The sequence below is a fragment of the Streptomyces sp. NBC_00984 genome (genome assembly GCF_045162475.1).
Taxonomy (GTDB): domain Bacteria; phylum Actinomycetota; class Actinomycetes; order Streptomycetales; family Streptomycetaceae; genus Streptomyces.
Window position 1 is genome coordinate 6,532,502 of sequence record NZ_CP108734.1, and the last position, 16,924, is coordinate 6,549,425.

A 16,924-nucleotide genomic window follows, 5' to 3' on the forward strand; every position below is an offset into this window, starting at 1 on the left:
GGCTTTACGTGTGGCCAACCTGTGGCCGGCAGGGCCTATTCCCGGAGGGGTACTCCGAGCGTCATGCAGTGGCCACGGCATCCGTCGGGCGCTCGATGGCGCGCGGGGCGAGCTCGGCGTTCTCCAGGACGTTCCTGAGGTGCTTCTCGACGACCGGGAGCACGTCCGCGATGGTGATGTCGCGGCCGAGCTCGTACGCCAGCGAGGTGACGCCCGCGTCCCGGATGCCGCACGGCACGATCCGGTCGAACCAGGTGTTGTCCGGGTTCACGTTGAAGGAGAAGCCGTGCATGGTCACGCCCTTGGCCACCCGGATGCCGATCGCCGCCAGCTTGCGGTCCTCGCGGCGCTGGCCGGCGTTGGACGGGGCGTACTCGGGGCCGTTCAGCCGGGCGTCGAACTCCTCGTCCTGCAGCCTCGGGTCGAAGTCCAGGGAAAGTCCGCCGATCGCCGGGCGGTCCTCGACCGGGTCGCCGAGCACCCAGACGCCGCTGCGGCCCTCGACCCGGGTGGTCTCCACGCCGAACTCGGCGGCGGTACGGATCAGCGCGTCCTCCAGCCGACGGACATGCGCGACGACGTCCACCGGGCGGGGCAGCTTCTGGATCGGGTAGCCGACCAGCTGCCCGGGGCCGTGCCAGGTGATCTTGCCGCCGCGGTCCACGTCGATGACGGGGGTGCCGTCCAGTGGGCGTTCGCTCTCGGTCGTGCGCCGCCCGGCCGTGTAGACGGGCGGGTGTTCCAGCAGCAGGCAGGTGTCCGGGACGGTGTCCTCGAATCTGGCCGCGTGCACCTCGCGCTGCTTCTGCCAGGCCTCCTGGTAGTCGACGGCTTCCTCGCCGAATCCCAGCCGGACGAACCGAAGCTCAGCCACGACAGATGCCTTCCTACTCGCGGTGCCGGGAGCCGGGGGGTGTCCGGAGCCGCGTCACCATGCACTGAATCACGCCCCGGGCCACTGTACGACCGGCCCCCGGACGGCGGCCCGGCAGGTCTTCCCGTCAGCGCCACTTTCAATCCTCACACGATCGGATGAAAGTGAAGCGAAGGTGGCTGTGACCGCCGCGGAGGCCGCTAAATTCACGCCGTTCCATAAGGGCGCCCGCCCGGCCCCGAAGGCAGGAGACCGTACAGCTGATGTCGGAACGACCTCCGCAGCGCACCCCCAACCGCCGACTCGCCTCCCTCATCACCGAGGCCGGCTTCTCCAACGCCGGCCTCGCCCGCAGGGTGGACCAACTCGGCCTCGAACATGGCCTCGACCTGCGGTACGACAAGACCTCCGTGACCCGCTGGCTGCGCGGTCAGCAGCCCCGCGGGACCACCCCCGCGCTGATCGCCGAGGTCTTCACCCGGCGGCTCGGGCGCCGCCTCTCCGCGCAGGACCTGGGCCTCGACGCGTGCGCCCCGGTCTACGCGGGCCTGGAGTTCGCGGCCACGCCCGCGGAGGCGGTCGACATCGTCAGCGGGCTGTGGCGGAAGGACTCCGGCAGCCATGCGGAGCTGCGCAAGATCGCCTTCACCCCGGCCGGGCTCGTCGTCCCCAGCAGGGACTGGCTGATCGGCCGGGCCGACGAGTGGGTGGGGCGGGGGAGCGAGCCCTCGCCCCAGGTGCGCGGCGGGACCGGTGCCGCCCATGCGACCGGTGGGGCCCACACGACCGGTGGGGCCGGAGGGATCGGCAGGCCCCTCGGCGGCGGTGGGACCGCCGGGGCCACGGGGACGGCGGGAGCCGCCGAGGCCGGTGGTTCCGTGCGGCCCGGCGGTCCCGGCGGTCCCGGTGGCCCCGGCGGGGTGCGCGGAGTGCCGGGAGCGCACGGCTTGTACGGGGCGCACGGCGGGACGGCGGCGTCGGGCGCCGGTGGCCGCGGGGTCCGTGGGCCCGTGCCCTCCCGGCCCTCCGGACCGTCCGCGCCACCGGGCTCGCCCGCACTCCCGCCGGCTCCGGCCCCGCCGGGAACAGGGCTGCCGGGCGCCCCCGGCGTCCCCCGGCAGCGGCAGACCGACCGCGGCCCCGGCCAGCGGGTCAGCGGTGGTGACGTCGCCGCCCTGCGCTCGGTCGGCGAGCTCTTCCGCACCCTCGACAACGCCTACGGCGGCGGCCACGCCCGCCAGGCCCTCGTCCGGTACCTGGAGCACGAGACGGAACCCATGCTCCGCGGGACGTACGGGGAGGCGACCGGCCGTCGGCTCTTCTCCGCCGCCGCCGACCTGACCCGGCTGGCGGGCTGGACCTCGTACGACATCGCGGCCCACGGCCTGGCCCAGCGGTACTTCGTCCAGGCGCTGCGGCTCGCCCAGGCCGCCGGGGACCGCGCGTACGGCAGCTACGTCCTGATCACCATGAGCCGGCAGGCGGTCTACCTCGGCCACGGCAGGGAAGCCGTGCAGCTGGCCCGGGTGGCCCAGCAGGGCATCGGCTCTTCGGCGCCGCCCGTCGTCCAGGCCTTGCTGCACGCCGTCGAGGCACGCGGTCACGGGGTGCTCGGCGAGGCCAGGCCCTGCACCACCTCGCTGGCGCGGGCGGAACGCGCGCTGGAGATCGCCCGGCACGGGGACGAGGTGCCGCACTGGGCGCGGTACTTCGACGAGGCACAGCTCGCCGACGAGTTCGGGCACTGCCACCGGGATCTGCAGCAGTACCGGGCCGCGGCGCAGCACGCGGAGCGCTCCCTCGAGCTGCGCTCCCCGGCGTACGCCCGCAGCCGGCTGTTCTGCCGGGTGGTGCTGGCGTCCGCCCGGCTCGGGCTCGGCGAGCTCGACCAGGCGTGCCTGCTCGGCGCCGAGGCCGCCCAGCAGGCCGCGGAGATGCGGTCGGTGCGGGCGACGGAGTACGTCCGGGACTTCGAGCGGCGCCTGGAGCCGTACCGGGACGCCGCGGCGGTACGGGGCTACCGCGACCGGGTCGCCGCCCTGGGGTGAGTCCGGGGCGCGGCCACCGGCGCCCCCGGACGTCGCGAGCCCTAGGGCCTGTCCGGCGGATCATGGCCGGGGGCGTGGCGTCTGGCACGGCACCTCGCGGCGTTGCCGAAACGCCCGGACAGCTCCGCTATCAGGACGCACCGGCGCCTTGCGATGCACCGCACCAGACGCCGCGCCCTGTCCGACCCTGATCCGCCGGACAGGCCCTACGCCGCCTCGGACAGCGCCGTCCCGCTTCCCTGCCGTACGCCCAGGTCGGTGAGGATCGCCTCGGCCGCGCGCCGGCCCGAGAACAGGGCGCCCTGCACCGAGCTCGTGTCGCGGTGGTCGCCGCACACGTACAGACCGGCGAGCAGCCGCACCGGGCGGCGCGGATCGTGCGGGGCCGGCATCGCGGGGACCGCCTCGGGGTCGTGGTGGGAGGCCAGCAGCTCCCAGTCGTCGGTGGGGGTGCCGTACAGCGCGGCGAGATGGGCGCGGACCGTGCGGTCCAGATCGGGCGGCGGGGTGCCGAGCACCGTCGAGCTGATCAGCGTACGGCCGCGCGGGGCGCGCGAGGGGTCGACCGCGCTCATCACCGCGGTGTGCGCGACCGGGCCCGACCGGTCGGCGTCCAGCAGCAGTGCGGCACCGGTCGGCGGGGGAACGGGGGCGGTGTGGTGAAGAACCGTCACGGCGTGGAAGGGCGGCACCCGCAGACCGGGCAGCAGCTCGGCGGCGGCGCCCGCGCCGGTCGCCAGCAGCAGGGAACGGCAGCCCAGTTCGCCGTGCTCCTTGGTGCGGACCGAGGTGATGTCGGCAGCCGTGACATGCACACCCGTACGTACGGTGCCGGGCGGCAGCGCGGCGGCCAGGAGTTCGGGCAGGGCGCCCGAGCCGCCCACGGGCACGCACAGCCTGCCGCGGGCATAGCCGCGCAGGGCCAGGTCGGCGCACCGGCTGGACGTGCTGAGCCCGGGGTCGCTGAGCAGCGCGGAGAGCAGCGGGCGGAGGAAGCCGTTGACCGTACGGGAGGGCAGGCCGCGGTGGGACAGGGCGGCGAGCGCGGTCTGTTCGGGCCGGGCCAGGATGCGGGCGGACGGGGTGGCGGCGAGCCGGGACAGGGCGGCGCCCAGCCGGGCCTGGTCGATCGGCCCGCCCATCGGTGGCCGGGGGGCGCTTGCGAGGGCGCGCGCTGCTTTGAATGCGCCCCGAGCGCCCCGTGCATCGCCGGTGCGGTACTGACGCCCGTCGCTGTGGACGAGGACCCCCGGGGCGAAGTTGCGCAGCACCAGCCCTTCGAGGCCGGGCGTCGTGCGCAGCTCCGGGCAGGAGGTGCTGAGGAGCGGGCCGAGGTGGTCGAGCCGGAAGCCGTCCAGCTCCGCGGTGGTCATCCGGCCGCCGACCCGGGGGCCGGCCTCCAGGACGCTGACGCTTACCCCTGCACTGGTCAATCGATGGGCTGCTGACAGACCGGCGATCCCGGCCCCGATGATGACGACGTCCGCGTGGTGTGCCGTGCTGAGCACGTGCCCCTCCCCGAGTCGGCGCAACTGCTGGGAGGCTCTTGCCCCCAACAGGCCCCCGGAATGCCCGAGTTCGCAAGGAGGCTAGGAGGGTGGCCGGTGAAGACGCAGTCGCGCGCACCCGGGGCACCGTTGCACGGGGTCGCATGTCCGTCCGATTTCGCGGAGGGTGTGCCGACCGGCGGCGCGCGGGAGGAGGTCCGGCGAGTGCCGGTGCTCTTGCGGCGCGCTCAGCCCAGCGCCGCGCGGATCGCCCCGTCGATTCCCGGGAAGGCGAACACGAAGCCCGAGTCCAGCAACCGACCCGGCAGCACCCGCTGGCTGGCCAGCACATCCTCCGCGAAGTCCCCCAGGGCGATCCGCAGGGCCGGTGCCGGGGCCGTGAAGAGCGTGGGGCGGTGCAGCACCCGCCCCATCGCGGCCGTCACCTCGCTGTTGGTGACGGGGTCGGGTCCGGTCAGGTTCACCGGACCCGACAGCGACTCGGTGTCCAGGATGTGGCGCAGTGCCGCGACCTCGTCGTGCAGCGCGATGAAGCTCCAGTACTGGCGCCCGTTGCCCAGCCGGCCGCCGAGCCCCGCTCGGAACAGCGGGAAGAGCCGGCCCCAGGCGCCGCCCTCGCGGGCGACGACCAGACCGGTGCGCGCGTGCACCGTCCGTACGCCCGCCTCCTGGGCGGCTGCCGTGGCCGCCTCCCACTCCACGCAGACGGACGGCAGGAAGCCCTCGCCGGCCGGGGCGCTCTCGTCGACGGCGCGGTCCCCGGTGTCGCCGTAGTAGCCGATCGCCGACCCGGACAGCAGCACCTTCGGCGGTACGTCCAGCGAGGCGACGGCCTCGGCGATCGCCGCCGTCCCCAGTACCCGGCTGTCCCGGATCTCCCGCTTGTACGCCGCTGTCCAGCGGTGGTCACCGACCCCGGCCCCGGCGAGGTGGACGACGGCGTCGCAGCCGACCAGGCCCGCCACGTCGACGTACCCCCGTCCGGGATCCCACTCCACCTCGTCGCCGGCCCGCGCGGGATGCCGTACGAGGCGCACCACCTCGTGCCCGTCGGCCCGCAGCGAACGCACCAGCGCCGCTCCGATGAGTCCGGATGCTCCGGTGACAGCGATACGGGAGGGCAGCATGGGTCCATCCTGCCCCAGCGGCCCGGCCGGGCCCAGCTGCCGGGCCGACAGCCCTCGTCTCCTCGGTGCGGCGAGGGCGAAATGCGGCTGACCGGGCGAGGGGTGCCGTGGCACAGTGACGCGCATGCCCGAGAACCCCGCGCACCCTGCCTGTTCCGTCCGTCCCGCCGCCCTCCATGACGAAGCCGCGCTCGGTGAACTCGACCGCGCCACCTGGTCGACGCTGCACGCCGTGATGCCCAGGCCGCAGCCGCCGTACGCGCCGTTCTTCGACGAGCGCCACCGGCCCGAGGACCTCCTGGTGGCCGAGGCGCGGGACGACGCGGGCGAGCTGCGCCCGGCCGGATACCTCAGGCTGGTCCCTGCGACCCCGCTGGCCTGCAACGCCCACGTCCAGCAGATACAGGGCCTCGCCGTAGCCGGCTGGGCGCGCGGCCGCGGCGTCGCCAGGGCCCTGCTGCGGGCCGCCTTCGCGACCGCCCGCGGTGACGGGGCGAACCGGGTGACCCTGCGGGTGCTCGGGCACAACGCGCCCGCGCGCGCCCTGTACGAGTCGGAGGGGTTCGTCGTCGAGGGCGTGCTGCCCGGTGAGTTCTTCCTGGACGGGCGTTACGTCGACGACATACTCATGGGCCGCTCGCTCGCCCCGTGACCCGGGGACTGTCCGGCGGATCGGTCCGGACCGGCTCTCGCTCCCTGCTCAGCCCTTGAACAGCCGCATGCCGCCGATGAGTTCGTGCAGGCAGCGCACCGCCAGATCGGCGGGTGAGCCGGGCCCGGTCGGCGGCGCGTCCGTCGCCGCCCAGGCCTCCAGCGCGACACGTACCGCGTCCGTGGCGGCGGCCGCGGCGAGCCGGACCTCCAGCGGGTCCGCCCCGTCGCCCGCCAGCCGGGTCAGCACCGGCAGCAGCCGCTCCTCCGAATCCTGATTGACCCGGTACCAGACGGCACGCAGCGCCGGGTCGTCCGCCGCGGCCCGCAGCAGCCCGCGCGTCCAGCCGAGCTGTTCGGCGCCGTCCGCGCCCGGCGCCCGGAGCGCCTCGGTGACCGCCCGCTCCAGGATCCCGGCGAGCGGGTCCCCGGGCTCGGCCGCTTCCAGCAGTGCCCGCCAGCGCTCGGCGCCGCCGGAGAGCAGCGGACCCACCGCGTCCTGCTTGGAGCGGAAGTAGCGGTAGAAGGTGCGCAGTGCCACGCCCGCCCGGCGGGCGATGTCCTCCGCCGTGGTGCCGTCGGGGCCCCGCTCGGCGAAGAGCGAGGCCGCGGCGCGCGCGATGTCCAGCTGGGTCGCCGCCTTGCGGCGCTCGGTGAGGGACGGCTGGGTCGGCTCGGTGCTCATTCCCAGGAGATTACCCCGGCAGGGGAGAGGTGTGCGCGAAACGCCGTCATGGCAAAACGTGCCATCCAGGCGTACGGTGGACATTGATCGGGACGTCATCGGGGCGCCGCCGAGACGCTTCGGGACAGCAGTCACCGGGATCGGGAGAGATACAGACATGAACCGCTACGAAGGCCGCCGCGTACTCATCACCGGAGGCGGCTCCGGCATCGGGCAGGCCACCGTCCACCGCGTCCTCGCCGAGGGCGGCCACGTCGTCGCGGCCGACGTCAACGAGGCCGGCCTGAAGGCCACCCACGACACGGCCGTGGCGAACGGCACCGCCGGGCGCCTCACCACTCTCGTCCTGGACATCTCGGACGAGGCCGCGGTCCGGGCGGGCGTGGCCTCCGCCGTGGAGACCCTCGGCGGGCTCGACGTCCTGGTCAACGCGGCCGGAATCCTGCGTTCCGAGCACACCCACAAGACATCGCTGGAGTTTTTCAACAAGATCATCGCGGTCAACCTCACGGGTACGTTCCTGATGATCCGCGAGGCGATACCGGCCCTGCTGGCGGGCGACGAGCCGGCCGTCGTGAACTTCTCCTCCACCTCGGCGAGCTTCGCGCACCCGTACATGTCGGCGTACGCGGCGAGCAAGGGCGGTATCCAGTCGATGACGCACGCGCTGGCGAGCGAGTACAGCAAGCAGGGGCTGCGGTTCGTCGCCGTCGCGCCCGGCTCGATCTCCTCCGACATGACCAGCGGCAACGGGCCGGGGCTGCCCGCCGACGCCGACATGTCGCTCTTCATGAAGCTGTCCCCGGCGCTCGGGGCGGGCTTCGCCAGCCCGGACACCGTCGCCGGCGTCGTCGCGATGCTCGGCTCCCGGGACGGGGCGTTCATCACCGGTACGGAGATCCGGATCGACGGCGGAACCCACTTCTGACGCGACGGCGGGGGAGCACCGGTCAGCCCGGCCCGAACCGTTCCCAGAGCGAGGGGAAGCGCTCCGCCAGGGCCGCCTCGTCCTCGAAGCTCACGGGGGTGCCCTCGGGCTCGGCGGCCTGGGGCGGCAGGCCGAGGTCCGGGGCGACCACGCCGGTGAGCTGTTCGTACGCCTCGTCGGCCGCGTAGCCGAGATCCTCGGCGTCCCCGTCGATCTCCTCGTCGAAGTCGTCGAGGAGACCGGCGAGGCCGTCCGGGTCGTGCAGGGCGCCCTCGAAGATCTCCCGGCCCTGGCCGATCAGCCAGCAGCGGAAGAAGTCGAAGGCGTCGTCGCTCGCGCCACCGAGCAGCACGGCGGCGGCGCCCCACAGATCCCAGCGGTAGGCGCGGTTGAAACGGGCCTCGAAGTGCCTGGCGAAGTCCAGCACCGCATCCGGATCGAGCCGCACCAGCCGTTCGACGAGCAGGTCGGCCTGATCCTCGGGGTCGCCCTCGGCGGCCGCGCGGGAGCTGTCGATGAGCTCCCAGAACTCCGTCTCGTCCATCACGGGTCAAGCATCGGCCCTGGCGGCAGGCGACGCACGCGGACGCGGGGAAAAGAAGCCCTCAGCGATAGAGCTCGCGCAGGCGTTCGGCGGCCGCGGCGAAACGGTCCCGCAGAGCGGCCGGCTCCAGGACCTCCGACTCCGGCCCCAGGGCCAGCAGTTGGCTGTAGGCGACCTCGTCGGACTCGACCGGCAGGGTGACCGTGAGCCACCCCCCGGCATCGGGCGGGCCGGCCGCCTCCAGGGCTTCGTGGACCGCCGAACGGTCCATGGTGTGCGGCAGTCGGCGTACACCCTCCGGCGACACCCGCACCGTCACCTCGGTCCGCAGGAGCGAACGGGCGAACTGGGCGGCCCGCTCGTCCCAGAAGCCCGGCAGATCGAACCGCTCGTCGCGCTCGAACCGCTCGTCGGACACCGTCACGGCCGAGAACCGGTCGATCCGGTACACCCGGAAGTCGTCTCCCACCCGGGCGCAGACGTACCAGACCCCGGCCTTCAGGACGAGCCCGTGCGGTGCCATCTCCCGCTCCACATCGCCGTCCCGGCCGCCCCGGCGATAGCGGGCACGGACGATCCGGTCGCCCCAGACGGCCTCGGCGACGGCCGGCAGCAGTTCGGGGGTGACCGGTTCCTGGTACCAGCCGGGAGCGTCCAGGTGGAAGCGCCGGCCGGCACTGTCGGAGGCGTCCCGCAGCGAGGGCAGCAGGGCCGCCGACACCTTGAGCCGGGCGGCGGACGCGGCGTCCTCCAGGCCCATCTCGCGCAGGGCGGACGGCAGTCCGGAGAGGAAGAGCGCCTCGGCCTCGTCACGGGCGAGGCCGGTGAGGCGGGTGCGGTAACCGCCGACCAGTCGGTAGCCCCCGGCCCGGCCCCGGTCCGCGTACACCGGGACACCCGCTTCCGAGAGCGCCTGCGCGTCCCGGGTCACGGTCCGCTCGGACACCTCCAGCTCCCGGGCGAGCTCGGCGGCGGTCATGGCGGGACGGGACTGCAGGAGCAGCACCATTCTGATGAGACGGGCAGCGCGCATGCGGCCATTGTGGCCGCGGTACGCGGTGCGTGTTCCCCGGGCCCGGGGGCGGTGGCCTCAAGCGCCGGCCGGGCTCAAAAGGTGTCCTCGATCGCCGACGGGCTTGATCGTGCCGGCTCCGGAGGCAGAACAAGCCCGTCCGGCGTTCGAGGACAGAGCCTGCGCCGGACGGGCGGGACGGGGGCCGGGGCGGGCCCGGACCCCGTCTTCCGGGCCGTCAGAGCCCGTACCGCTCCCGGGCCTCCTTGACCGCGGAGGCGGTCACCTCGCCGCGGCGGGCCAGCTGGGCCAGGGCCGCGACCGTGACCGACTGCGCGTCGACGCCGAAGTGGCGGCGGGCCGCGTCGCGGGTGTCGGAGAGGCCGAAGCCGTCCGTGCCGAGCGAGGACCAGTCCTGCTCCACCCACTGGCTGATCTGGTCCGGCACCTGACGCATCCAGTCGCTGACCGCGACGACCGGACCCGGTGCGCCCTCCAGCGCCTGGGTCACGTACGGCACCCGCTGCTCACCCCGGAGCAGCGCCTCGTCGCACTCCAGAGCCTCGCGGCGCAGCTCGCCCCAGGAGGTGGCGGACCAGACGTCGGCCGTGACCCCCCAGTCCGCGGCCAGCAGCTCCTGCGCCTGAAGGGCCCAGTGGATCGCCGTACCGGAGGCCAGCAGCTGGACCCGCGGGGCGTCGGCCGAGGCCGGGGTGCCCTCCTTGAAGCGGTACAGGCCCTTGACGATGCCCTCCTCGACGCCCTCCGGCATCGCGGGCTGCGGCTTCGGCTCGTTGTAGACCGTCAGGTAGTAGAAGACGTTCTCGGCCTCGGGGCCGTACATCCGCCGCAGACCGTCCTTGACGATCACGGCGATCTCGTACGCGAACGCCGGGTCGTAGTTGAGCGACGCCGGGTTCGTGGACGCGATCAGGTGCGAGTGGCCGTCCGCGTGCTGGAGGCCCTCGCCGGTCAGCGTCGTACGGCCCGCCGTGGCACCGACGATGAAGCCCTTGCCCAGCTGGTCGGCGAGCTGCCAGAACTGGTCGCCGGTCCGCTGCCAGCCGAACATCGAGTAGAAGATGTAGAAGGGGATCATCGTCTCGCCGTGCGTCGCGTACGACGTCGAGGCGGCGATGAAGTCGGCCATGGCCCCGGCCTCGGTGATCCCCTCGTTGAGGATCTGGCCGTCCTTGGCCTCCTTGTAGTACATCAGCTGGTCGCGGTCGACCGGATCGTACGTCTGGCCCAGCGGCGAGTAGATACCGGCCGACGGGAACAGCGACTCCATACCGAACGTACGGGCCTCGTCCGGGACGATCGGAACCCAGCGCCTGCCGGTCTCCTTGTCCCGCATCAGGTCCTTGACCAGGCGCACGAAGGCCATGGTGGTGGCCATCTCCTGCTTGCCGGAGCCCTTCTTCAGCGCGGCGAACGCGCGCTCCTCGGGCTGGGGCAGCGCCACGGCGTGCGTCCGGCGGGCCGGGGCGGGACCGCCGAGGGCGGCGCGGCGCTCCTGGAGGTAACGGACCTCGGGGGAGTCGGCGCCCGGGTGGCCGTAGGGCACCAGGCCGTCGACGAAGGCGCTGTCGGGGATCGGGAGTCCGAGCAGCTCGCGCATGTCCTTGAACTCGTCGACGGACAGCTTCTTCATCTGGTGGTTGGCGTTCTTGGACTCGAAGCCCTTGCCGAGCGTGAAGCCCTTCACCGTCTGGGCGAGGATCACGGTCGGCGCGCCCTTGTGCTCGACGGCGGCCTTGTACGCCGCGTACACCTTGCGGGCCTCGTGGCCGCCGCGCGAGGTGTAGAAGCACTCGGCGATCTTCGCGTCGGTGAGCAGCTTGGCCAGCTCGGCGAGCGCGGGCTCGGCGCCGAAGAAGTGCTCGCGGATGTACGCGACGTCGCGGGTGGCGTACGTCTGGAACTGCGCGTCCGGGACCTCCCGGAGCCGGCGGACCAGCGCACCGGTGGTGTCCAGCCGGAACAGCTCGTCCCAGGCGTTGCCCCAGAGCGTCTTGACGACGTTCCAGCCGGCGCCGCGGAACGCGCCCTCCAGCTCCTGGACCACGCGGAAGTTGGCGCGGACCGGGCCGTCGAGGCGCTGCAGGTTGCAGTTGATGACGAAGGTCAGGTTGTCGAGCCGCTCACGGGCCGCGAGGGCGAGGGCGGCGGTCGACTCGGGCTCGTCCATCTCGCCGTCGCCGAGGAAGGCCCAGACGTGCGAGTTCGACGTGTTCTTGATGTTGCGGTTGGCGAGGTAGCGGTTGAAGCGCGCCTGGTAGATCGCCGAGAGCGGGCCGAGGCCCATCGACACGGTGGGGAACTCCCACAGCCAGGGCAGCCGCCGCGGGTGCGGGTAGGACGGCAGACCGTCGCCGCCCGCCTCCTGGCGGAAATTGTCGAGCTGCTGCTCGCTCAGTCGGCCGTCGAGGAAGGCGCGGGCGTAGATGCCGGGGGAGGCGTGGCCCTGGATGTAGAGCTGGTCGCCGGAGCCGTCCCCCTCCTTGCCGCGGAAGAAGTGGTTGAAGCCGGTCTCGTACAGCCAGGCCGCCGAGGCGAAGGTGGCGATGTGGCCGCCGACGCCGAACCGGGCGCCGCGGGTGACCATCGCGGCCGCGTTCCAGCGGTTCCAGGCGGTGATCCTGGACTCCATCTCCAGATCGCCGTCGAACGCGGGCTCGGCGGCGGTCGGGATGGAGTTGACGTAATCGGTCTCCAGCAGCTTGGGCAGCGCGAGACCGGCGCCCTCGGCGTGCTCGAGCGAGCGGCGCATCAGGTACGCGGCGCGGTGCGGGCCCGCGGCCTTGGTGACGGCATCCAGGGAGGCCGCCCATTCGGCGGTCTCCTCGGGGTCACGGTCCGGGAGCTGGTCGAGCTCGCTCGGAAGCTTTCCTACGGGGTCGGTCATGATCGCCGCCTTCCGGAGTGGAGGGGGGTGGAGAAGGCCCTGACTGGCAGGACAGGGCGATGGGGCCGGTGGGCCCGCGAATGAACTGTAAGGCGCCGATCGATGATCGATCAAAGGATGAAGGGCAAAACTTCTCGATATGAAGAAAGTGGCATGCGGTGCCGTGAAACGGGGCACGGAGTGACGGGATTTAGCACCTAAAAGGGGCACCCGCCTGCACAGGCGAGCGCCCCTCGCGACAGATGCGTACGGCTCTCAGGCGCGCGGCGCGCAGCCGAGCACGTGTGCTTTGACCAGTACCCCGATGTCCGGGTCCTTGCGCAGGAACGCCTCGATGAGCGCCTCGTGCTCCTCGGCGTACGACTTCTGCACCGTGCCCAGCCACCGGATCGACAGGGCGGTGAACACCTCGATGCCCAGCCCCTCCCAGGTGTGCAGCAGCACCGCGTTCCCGGCGGCCCGCACCATCTCGCGGTGGAAGCCCACGGTGTGCCGCACCTGCGCCTCGCCGTCGGCCAGCCGGTCCGCCGCGTAGAGCGCCGTCACATGCGGTGTGAGGCGCGAGCAGTCCTCGCCGAGGGACGGAGCCGCCAGCTCCGCCGCGATCTGCTCCAGACCGGCCCGCACGGGGTAGCTCTCCTCCAGATCGGCGGCGGTGAGATTGCGGACCCGTACGCCCTTGTTGGGCGCCGACTCGATCAGCCGGAGCGTCTCCAGCTCCCGCAGCGCCTCGCGCACGGGCGTCTGGCTGACCTCCAGCTCGGTGGCGATCCGGCGCTCCACGATCCGCTCACCCGGTTTCCAGCGCCCGCTGACGATCCCGTCCACGATGTGCTCGCGGATCTGTTCGCGCAGCGAGTGGACGACGGGCGGGGTCATGAGGGGCTCCTTCGGGGCAAACCGGTGCTGTCCGCACCATCACGATTGCCGGGGCGACCGGTGGTGTCTAGACAATACGGCGGCGCCCCCGTCCGGAAGTGTTCCGGACGGGGGCGCCGCTGGTGAGGCTGGTTACAGCCGCGGTGCTCAGAGGCCGAGCTCGACCTCGAACTCACCGGCCTCCAGGATCGCCTTGACCGAGGTCAGGTAACGGGCGGCGTCCGCGCCGTCCACCAGACGGTGGTCGTAGGAGAGCGAGAGGTACGTCATGTCGCGCACCGCGATCGTCTCGCCGAGGTCCGGGTGGTCGATGACCACCGGGCGGCGGACCGTGGCACCGATGCCCAGGATGGCTGCCTGGTTCGGGGGCACGATGACGGTGTCGAACAGCGCACCGCGCGAGCCGGTGTTGCTGACGGTGAAGGTGGCACCGGACATGTCGTCCGGCGTCAGGCCGCCGCCGCGGGCCTTGCCGGCCAGCTCGGCGGTCTTCTTCGAGATACCGGCGATGTTCAGGTCGCCCGCACCCTTGATGACCGGGGTCATCAGACCCTTCTCGGCGTCCACGGCGATGCCGATGTTCTCCGAGTCGAAGTACGTGATGGTGCCCTCGTCCTCGTTGATCCGGGCGTTGACGACCGGGTGGGCCTTCAGCGCCTGGGCCGCCGCCTTCACGAAGAACGGCATCGGGGACAGCTTGACGCCCTCACGGGCGGCGAACGCGGCCTTCGCCTGGTTGCGCAGCTTCATCAGCTTGGTGATGTCGACCTCGACGACCGAGGTCAGCTGGGCCTGCGAGTGCAGCGCCTTCATCATGTTGTCGCCGATGACCTTGCGCATGCGGGTCATCTTGACCGTCTGACCGCGCAGCGGGGAGGCCTCCAGCTTCGGCGCCTTGGAGGCGGCCGGAGCAGCAGCGGCGGCGGGGGCCGGGGCGGCAGCGGCGGCCTTGGCGGCCTCCGCGGCGGCGACGACGTCCTGCTTGCGGATGCGGCCACCGACGCCGGTGCCCTTGACCGCGCCCAGGTCGACGCCGTTCTCGGCGGCGAGCTTGCGGACCAGCGGCGTGACGTACGCGCCGTCGTCACCGGAGGGCGCGGCAGGGGCGACCGGGGTGACCGGAGCCGGGGCGGCGACCGGCGCCGGAGCGGCCGGGGCCACCGGAGCCGGAGCGGCGACCGGGGCGGCGGGCGCCACCGGGGCCGGAGCCGGAGCGGGAGCGGCCGGGGCCGGAGCCGGAGCGGGAGCGGCCGGGGCCGGAGCGGGAGCCGGGGCAGCCGGAGCCGGAGCCGGAGCCGGAGCCGGGGCGGCGGCGGGTGCCGGAGCGGCGGCGGGTGCCGGAGCGGCGGCGGGTGCCGGAGCGGCGGCGGGTGCCGGAGCGGCCGGGGCCGGGGCAGCGGCCGGAGCGGCGCCGGCGGCACCGATGACGGCGAGCTTGGCGCCGACCTCGGCGGTCTCGTCCTCGGCGACGACGATCTCCAGCAGCACACCGGAAACCGGGGCCGGGATCTCGGTGTCGACCTTGTCCGTGGAGACCTCCAGGAGGGGCTCGTCCTCCGTGACCTCCTCGCCGACCTCCTTCAGCCAGCGGGTGACGGTGCCCTCGGTGACGCTCTCGCCGAGCGCCGGAAGGGTGACGTCGGTACCGGCGGCGCCACCGGCCGGTGCGGCGGCCGGAGCCTCGGCCGCGGGGGCCGGAGCGGCGGCGGGGGCCTCGGCGACCGGCGCCGGGGCCGGGGCGGCCGCGGGCTCGGCGGCCGGAGCCGCGGCGGCCGCGGGGGCACCCGTGCCGTCGTCGATGACGGCCAGCTCGGCGCCGACCTCGACGGTCTCGTCCTCGGCGACCTTGATGGCGGCCAGGATGCCGGCCGCGGGGGCCGGGATCTCGGTGTCGACCTTGTCGGTCGAAACCTCGAGCAACGGCTCGTCGGCCTCGACGCGCTCGCCCTCGGCCTTCAGCCAGCGGGTGACAGTTCCCTCGGTGACGCTCTCGCCGAGCGCCGGAAGGGTTACGGAAACCGACATGGTTTCAGTTGCTCCTTACGAAAGTGCGGAAGTGGGTCGGTCGTCGCGCCCGGTCGACTGGATCAGTCGTGGGAGTGCAGGGGCTTGCCGGCCAGGGCCAGGTGGGCCTCGCCGAGCGCCTCGCTCTGGGTCGGGTGGGCGTGGATGAGCTGCGCGACCTCGGCGGGCAGCGCCTCCCAGTTGTAGATCAGCTGGGCTTCGCCGACCTGCTCGCCCATACGGTCACCGACCATGTGGACGCCGACCACGGCACCGTCCTTGACCTGGACGAGCTTGATCTCGCCCGCGGTCTTGAGGATCTTGCTCTTGCCGTTGCCCGCGAGGTTGTACTTCAGAGCGACGACCTTGTCCGCGCCGTAGAGCTCCTTGGCCTTGGCCTCGGTGATGCCCACGGAGGCGACCTCGGGGTGGCAGTACGTCACCCGCGGGACACCGTCGTAATCGATCGGAACGGTCTTCAGACCGGCCAGCCGCTCCGCCACCAGGATGCCCTCGGCGAAGCCGACATGCGCGAGCTGGAGCGTCGGGGCCAGGTCACCCACGGCCGAGATGGTGGGCACGTTGGTCTGCATGTACTCGTCGACGAGGACGTAGCCGCGGTCCATCGCGACGCCGGCCTCCTCGTAGCCCAGGCCCTGCGAGACCGGGCCGCGGCCGATGGCGACCAGCAGCACCTCGGCCTCGAAGGTCTTGCCGTCGGCGAGGGTCACGCGGACGCCGTCCTGCGTGTACTCGGCGCTCTGGAAGAACGTACCGAGGTTGAACTTGATGCCGCGCTTGCGGAAGGCGCGCTCAAGAAGCTTCGAGCTGTTCTCGTCCTCGACCGGGACGAGGTGCTTCAGGCCCTCGATGATCGTCACGTCGGTGCCGAAGGACGTCCACGCCGAGGCGAACTCGACGCCGATGACGCCGCCGCCCAGCACGATCGCGGACTTCGGGACGCGGTCCAGCTTCAGCGCGTGGTCCGACGAGATGATGCGGTTGCCGTCGATCTCCAGGCCCGGCAGCGACTTCGGCACGGAGCCGGTCGCGAGCAGCACGTGGCGGCCCTGGACGCGCTGGCCGTTCACATCCACCGAGGTGGGGGAGGAGAGCCGTCCCTCACCCTCGATGTAGGTGACCTTGCGCGAGGCGATGAGACCCTGCAGACCCTTGTACAGGCCCGAGATCACGTCGTCCTTGTACTTGTGGACGGCGTCGATGTCGATGCCCTCGAAGGTGGCCTTGACGCCGAACTGGCCGGCCTCGCGCGCCTGGTCGGCGATCTCACCGGCGTGCAGCAGGGCCTTCGTGGGGATACAACCGTTGTGCAGGCAGGTGCCGCCGACCTTGCCCTTCTCGATCAGAGCGACGTCCAGGCCCAGCTGCGCTCCGCGCAGGGCCGCGGCGTAACCGCCGCTACCACCGCCGAGGATCACTAGGTCGAAAACGGTGCTGGCGTCGTTCGCCACGTCACGTCCTCCATGCATGTGCGCCGTACGCCGGGCCCCGTCGCTGGGGGATGACCGGCCGGTCGGCTGGTGTTCGGCCGCTTTTGTTATTCGGCCCTGTGGTGGGGGCCCTGTCCTGCCGAGAACCCATCTTCGCACTTGTTGACGGTGAGCGGGACGCGGGGCCCGGGTCTGAGACGGACGATCATCCGTCTCAGGGGGTTACCGCCGCGTAGACCCCTACTGATTTCGTCGAGAGCGAAACCGGCCGGATCCGTGCGGCGATGTCATCGGAGCAACACGTA

The 16,924-nt window shown here is 72.7% G+C and carries 13 protein-coding genes; 3 read left to right on the forward strand and 10 right to left on the reverse strand.

Annotation, left to right across the window (positions count from 1 at the left end; all coding sequences use genetic code 11):
* Positions 1-61: 61 nt before the first annotated feature.
* Positions 62-874 carry a lipoyl(octanoyl) transferase LipB gene (gene lipB / locus OG520_RS29205; RefSeq protein ID WP_406015166.1) on the reverse strand — a complete coding sequence of 271 codons (813 nt, stop codon included), beginning with the start codon at positions 872-874 and terminating at the stop codon, positions 62-64.
* A gap of 263 nt (positions 875-1,137) precedes the next feature.
* Between lipB and OG520_RS29210 the strand changes: the two genes are divergently transcribed.
* The gene (locus OG520_RS29210) at positions 1,138-2,922 is read left to right on the forward strand and encodes a regulator (protein ID WP_406015167.1); all 1,785 of its coding nucleotides are present in this window, start codon (positions 1,138-1,140) and stop codon (positions 2,920-2,922) included.
* A gap of 206 nt (positions 2,923-3,128) precedes the next feature.
* Here OG520_RS29210 and OG520_RS29215 read toward each other — a convergent pair whose 3' ends face one another.
* Positions 3,129-4,430, reverse strand: coding sequence for an FAD-dependent oxidoreductase (locus OG520_RS29215; RefSeq protein ID WP_406015168.1), 1,302 nt, complete (start codon positions 4,428-4,430; stop codon positions 3,129-3,131).
* Between the two features lie 227 nt (positions 4,431-4,657).
* Positions 4,658-5,557: a TIGR01777 family oxidoreductase gene (locus OG520_RS29220; RefSeq protein ID WP_406015169.1), complete on the reverse strand. Its 900-nt coding sequence runs from the start codon at positions 5,555-5,557 to the stop codon at positions 4,658-4,660.
* A 124-nt stretch (positions 5,558-5,681) separates the two neighbouring features.
* On the opposite strand from OG520_RS29220, the gene OG520_RS29225 reads away from it, so the two are divergent.
* Complete coding sequence (locus OG520_RS29225) at positions 5,682-6,209, forward strand: GNAT family N-acetyltransferase (RefSeq protein WP_406015170.1); 528 nt, start codon at positions 5,682-5,684, stop codon at positions 6,207-6,209.
* A gap of 48 nt (positions 6,210-6,257) precedes the next feature.
* Here the strand turns inward: OG520_RS29225 and OG520_RS29230 are convergent, their stop codons facing one another.
* On the reverse strand, positions 6,258-6,893 hold the full coding sequence (locus tag OG520_RS29230) for a TetR/AcrR family transcriptional regulator (RefSeq protein ID WP_399326049.1): 636 nt from the start codon (positions 6,891-6,893) through the stop codon (positions 6,258-6,260).
* Between the two features lie 157 nt (positions 6,894-7,050).
* On the opposite strand from OG520_RS29230, the gene OG520_RS29235 reads away from it, so the two are divergent.
* A complete protein-coding gene (locus OG520_RS29235) occupies positions 7,051-7,821 on the forward strand; it encodes an SDR family NAD(P)-dependent oxidoreductase (RefSeq protein ID WP_399326047.1) in 771 nt (256 codons plus the stop codon).
* A gap of 22 nt (positions 7,822-7,843) precedes the next feature.
* Here OG520_RS29235 and OG520_RS29240 read toward each other — a convergent pair whose 3' ends face one another.
* From OG520_RS29240 to lpdA, 6 genes are all read right to left on the reverse strand, one after another.
* On the reverse strand, positions 7,844-8,365 hold the full coding sequence (locus OG520_RS29240; protein ID WP_399326792.1) for a DUF4240 domain-containing protein: 522 nt from the start codon (positions 8,363-8,365) through the stop codon (positions 7,844-7,846).
* A 61-nt stretch (positions 8,366-8,426) separates the two neighbouring features.
* Complete coding sequence (locus tag OG520_RS29245) at positions 8,427-9,398, reverse strand: helix-turn-helix transcriptional regulator (protein WP_406015171.1); 972 nt, start codon at positions 9,396-9,398, stop codon at positions 8,427-8,429.
* Between the two features lie 217 nt (positions 9,399-9,615).
* Positions 9,616-12,285: a pyruvate dehydrogenase (acetyl-transferring), homodimeric type gene (gene aceE, locus OG520_RS29250; RefSeq protein WP_406015172.1), complete on the reverse strand. Its 2,670-nt coding sequence runs from the start codon at positions 12,283-12,285 to the stop codon at positions 9,616-9,618.
* A 255-nt stretch (positions 12,286-12,540) separates the two neighbouring features.
* Positions 12,541-13,164: a GntR family transcriptional regulator gene (locus OG520_RS29255; protein WP_399326041.1), complete on the reverse strand. Its 624-nt coding sequence runs from the start codon at positions 13,162-13,164 to the stop codon at positions 12,541-12,543.
* 147 nt (positions 13,165-13,311) lie between these two features.
* Complete coding sequence (gene sucB / locus OG520_RS29260) at positions 13,312-15,189, reverse strand: 2-oxoglutarate dehydrogenase, E2 component, dihydrolipoamide succinyltransferase (RefSeq protein ID WP_406015173.1); 1,878 nt, start codon at positions 15,187-15,189, stop codon at positions 13,312-13,314.
* A 62-nt stretch (positions 15,190-15,251) separates the two neighbouring features.
* A complete protein-coding gene (gene lpdA / locus OG520_RS29265) occupies positions 15,252-16,640 on the reverse strand; it encodes a dihydrolipoyl dehydrogenase (protein WP_266420213.1) in 1,389 nt (462 codons plus the stop codon).
* Positions 16,641-16,924 lie beyond the last annotated feature (284 nt).

Bases quoted from the DNA above. Each gene is read 5' to 3' on its own strand.
- aceE (WP_406015172.1), bottom strand. From the start codon at position 12,285: ATGACCGACCCCGTAGGAAAGCTTCCGAGCGAGCTCGACCAGCTCCCG.
- OG520_RS29255 (WP_399326041.1), bottom strand. From the start codon at position 13,164: ATGACCCCGCCCGTCGTCCACTCGCTGCGCGAACAGATCCGCGAGCAC.
- OG520_RS29225 (WP_406015170.1), top strand. From the start codon at position 5,682: ATGCCCGAGAACCCCGCGCACCCTGCCTGTTCCGTCCGTCCCGCCGCC.
- OG520_RS29230 (WP_399326049.1), bottom strand. From the start codon at position 6,893: ATGAGCACCGAGCCGACCCAGCCGTCCCTCACCGAGCGCCGCAAGGCG.
- OG520_RS29235 (WP_399326047.1), top strand. From the start codon at position 7,051: ATGAACCGCTACGAAGGCCGCCGCGTACTCATCACCGGAGGCGGCTCC.
- OG520_RS29240 (WP_399326792.1), bottom strand. From the start codon at position 8,365: ATGGACGAGACGGAGTTCTGGGAGCTCATCGACAGCTCCCGCGCGGCC.
- OG520_RS29220 (WP_406015169.1), bottom strand. From the start codon at position 5,557: ATGCTGCCCTCCCGTATCGCTGTCACCGGAGCATCCGGACTCATCGGA.
- sucB (WP_406015173.1), bottom strand. From the start codon at position 15,189: ATGTCGGTTTCCGTAACCCTTCCGGCGCTCGGCGAGAGCGTCACCGAG.
- OG520_RS29210 (WP_406015167.1), top strand. From the start codon at position 1,138: ATGTCGGAACGACCTCCGCAGCGCACCCCCAACCGCCGACTCGCCTCC.
- OG520_RS29245 (WP_406015171.1), bottom strand. From the start codon at position 9,398: ATGCGCGCTGCCCGTCTCATCAGAATGGTGCTGCTCCTGCAGTCCCGT.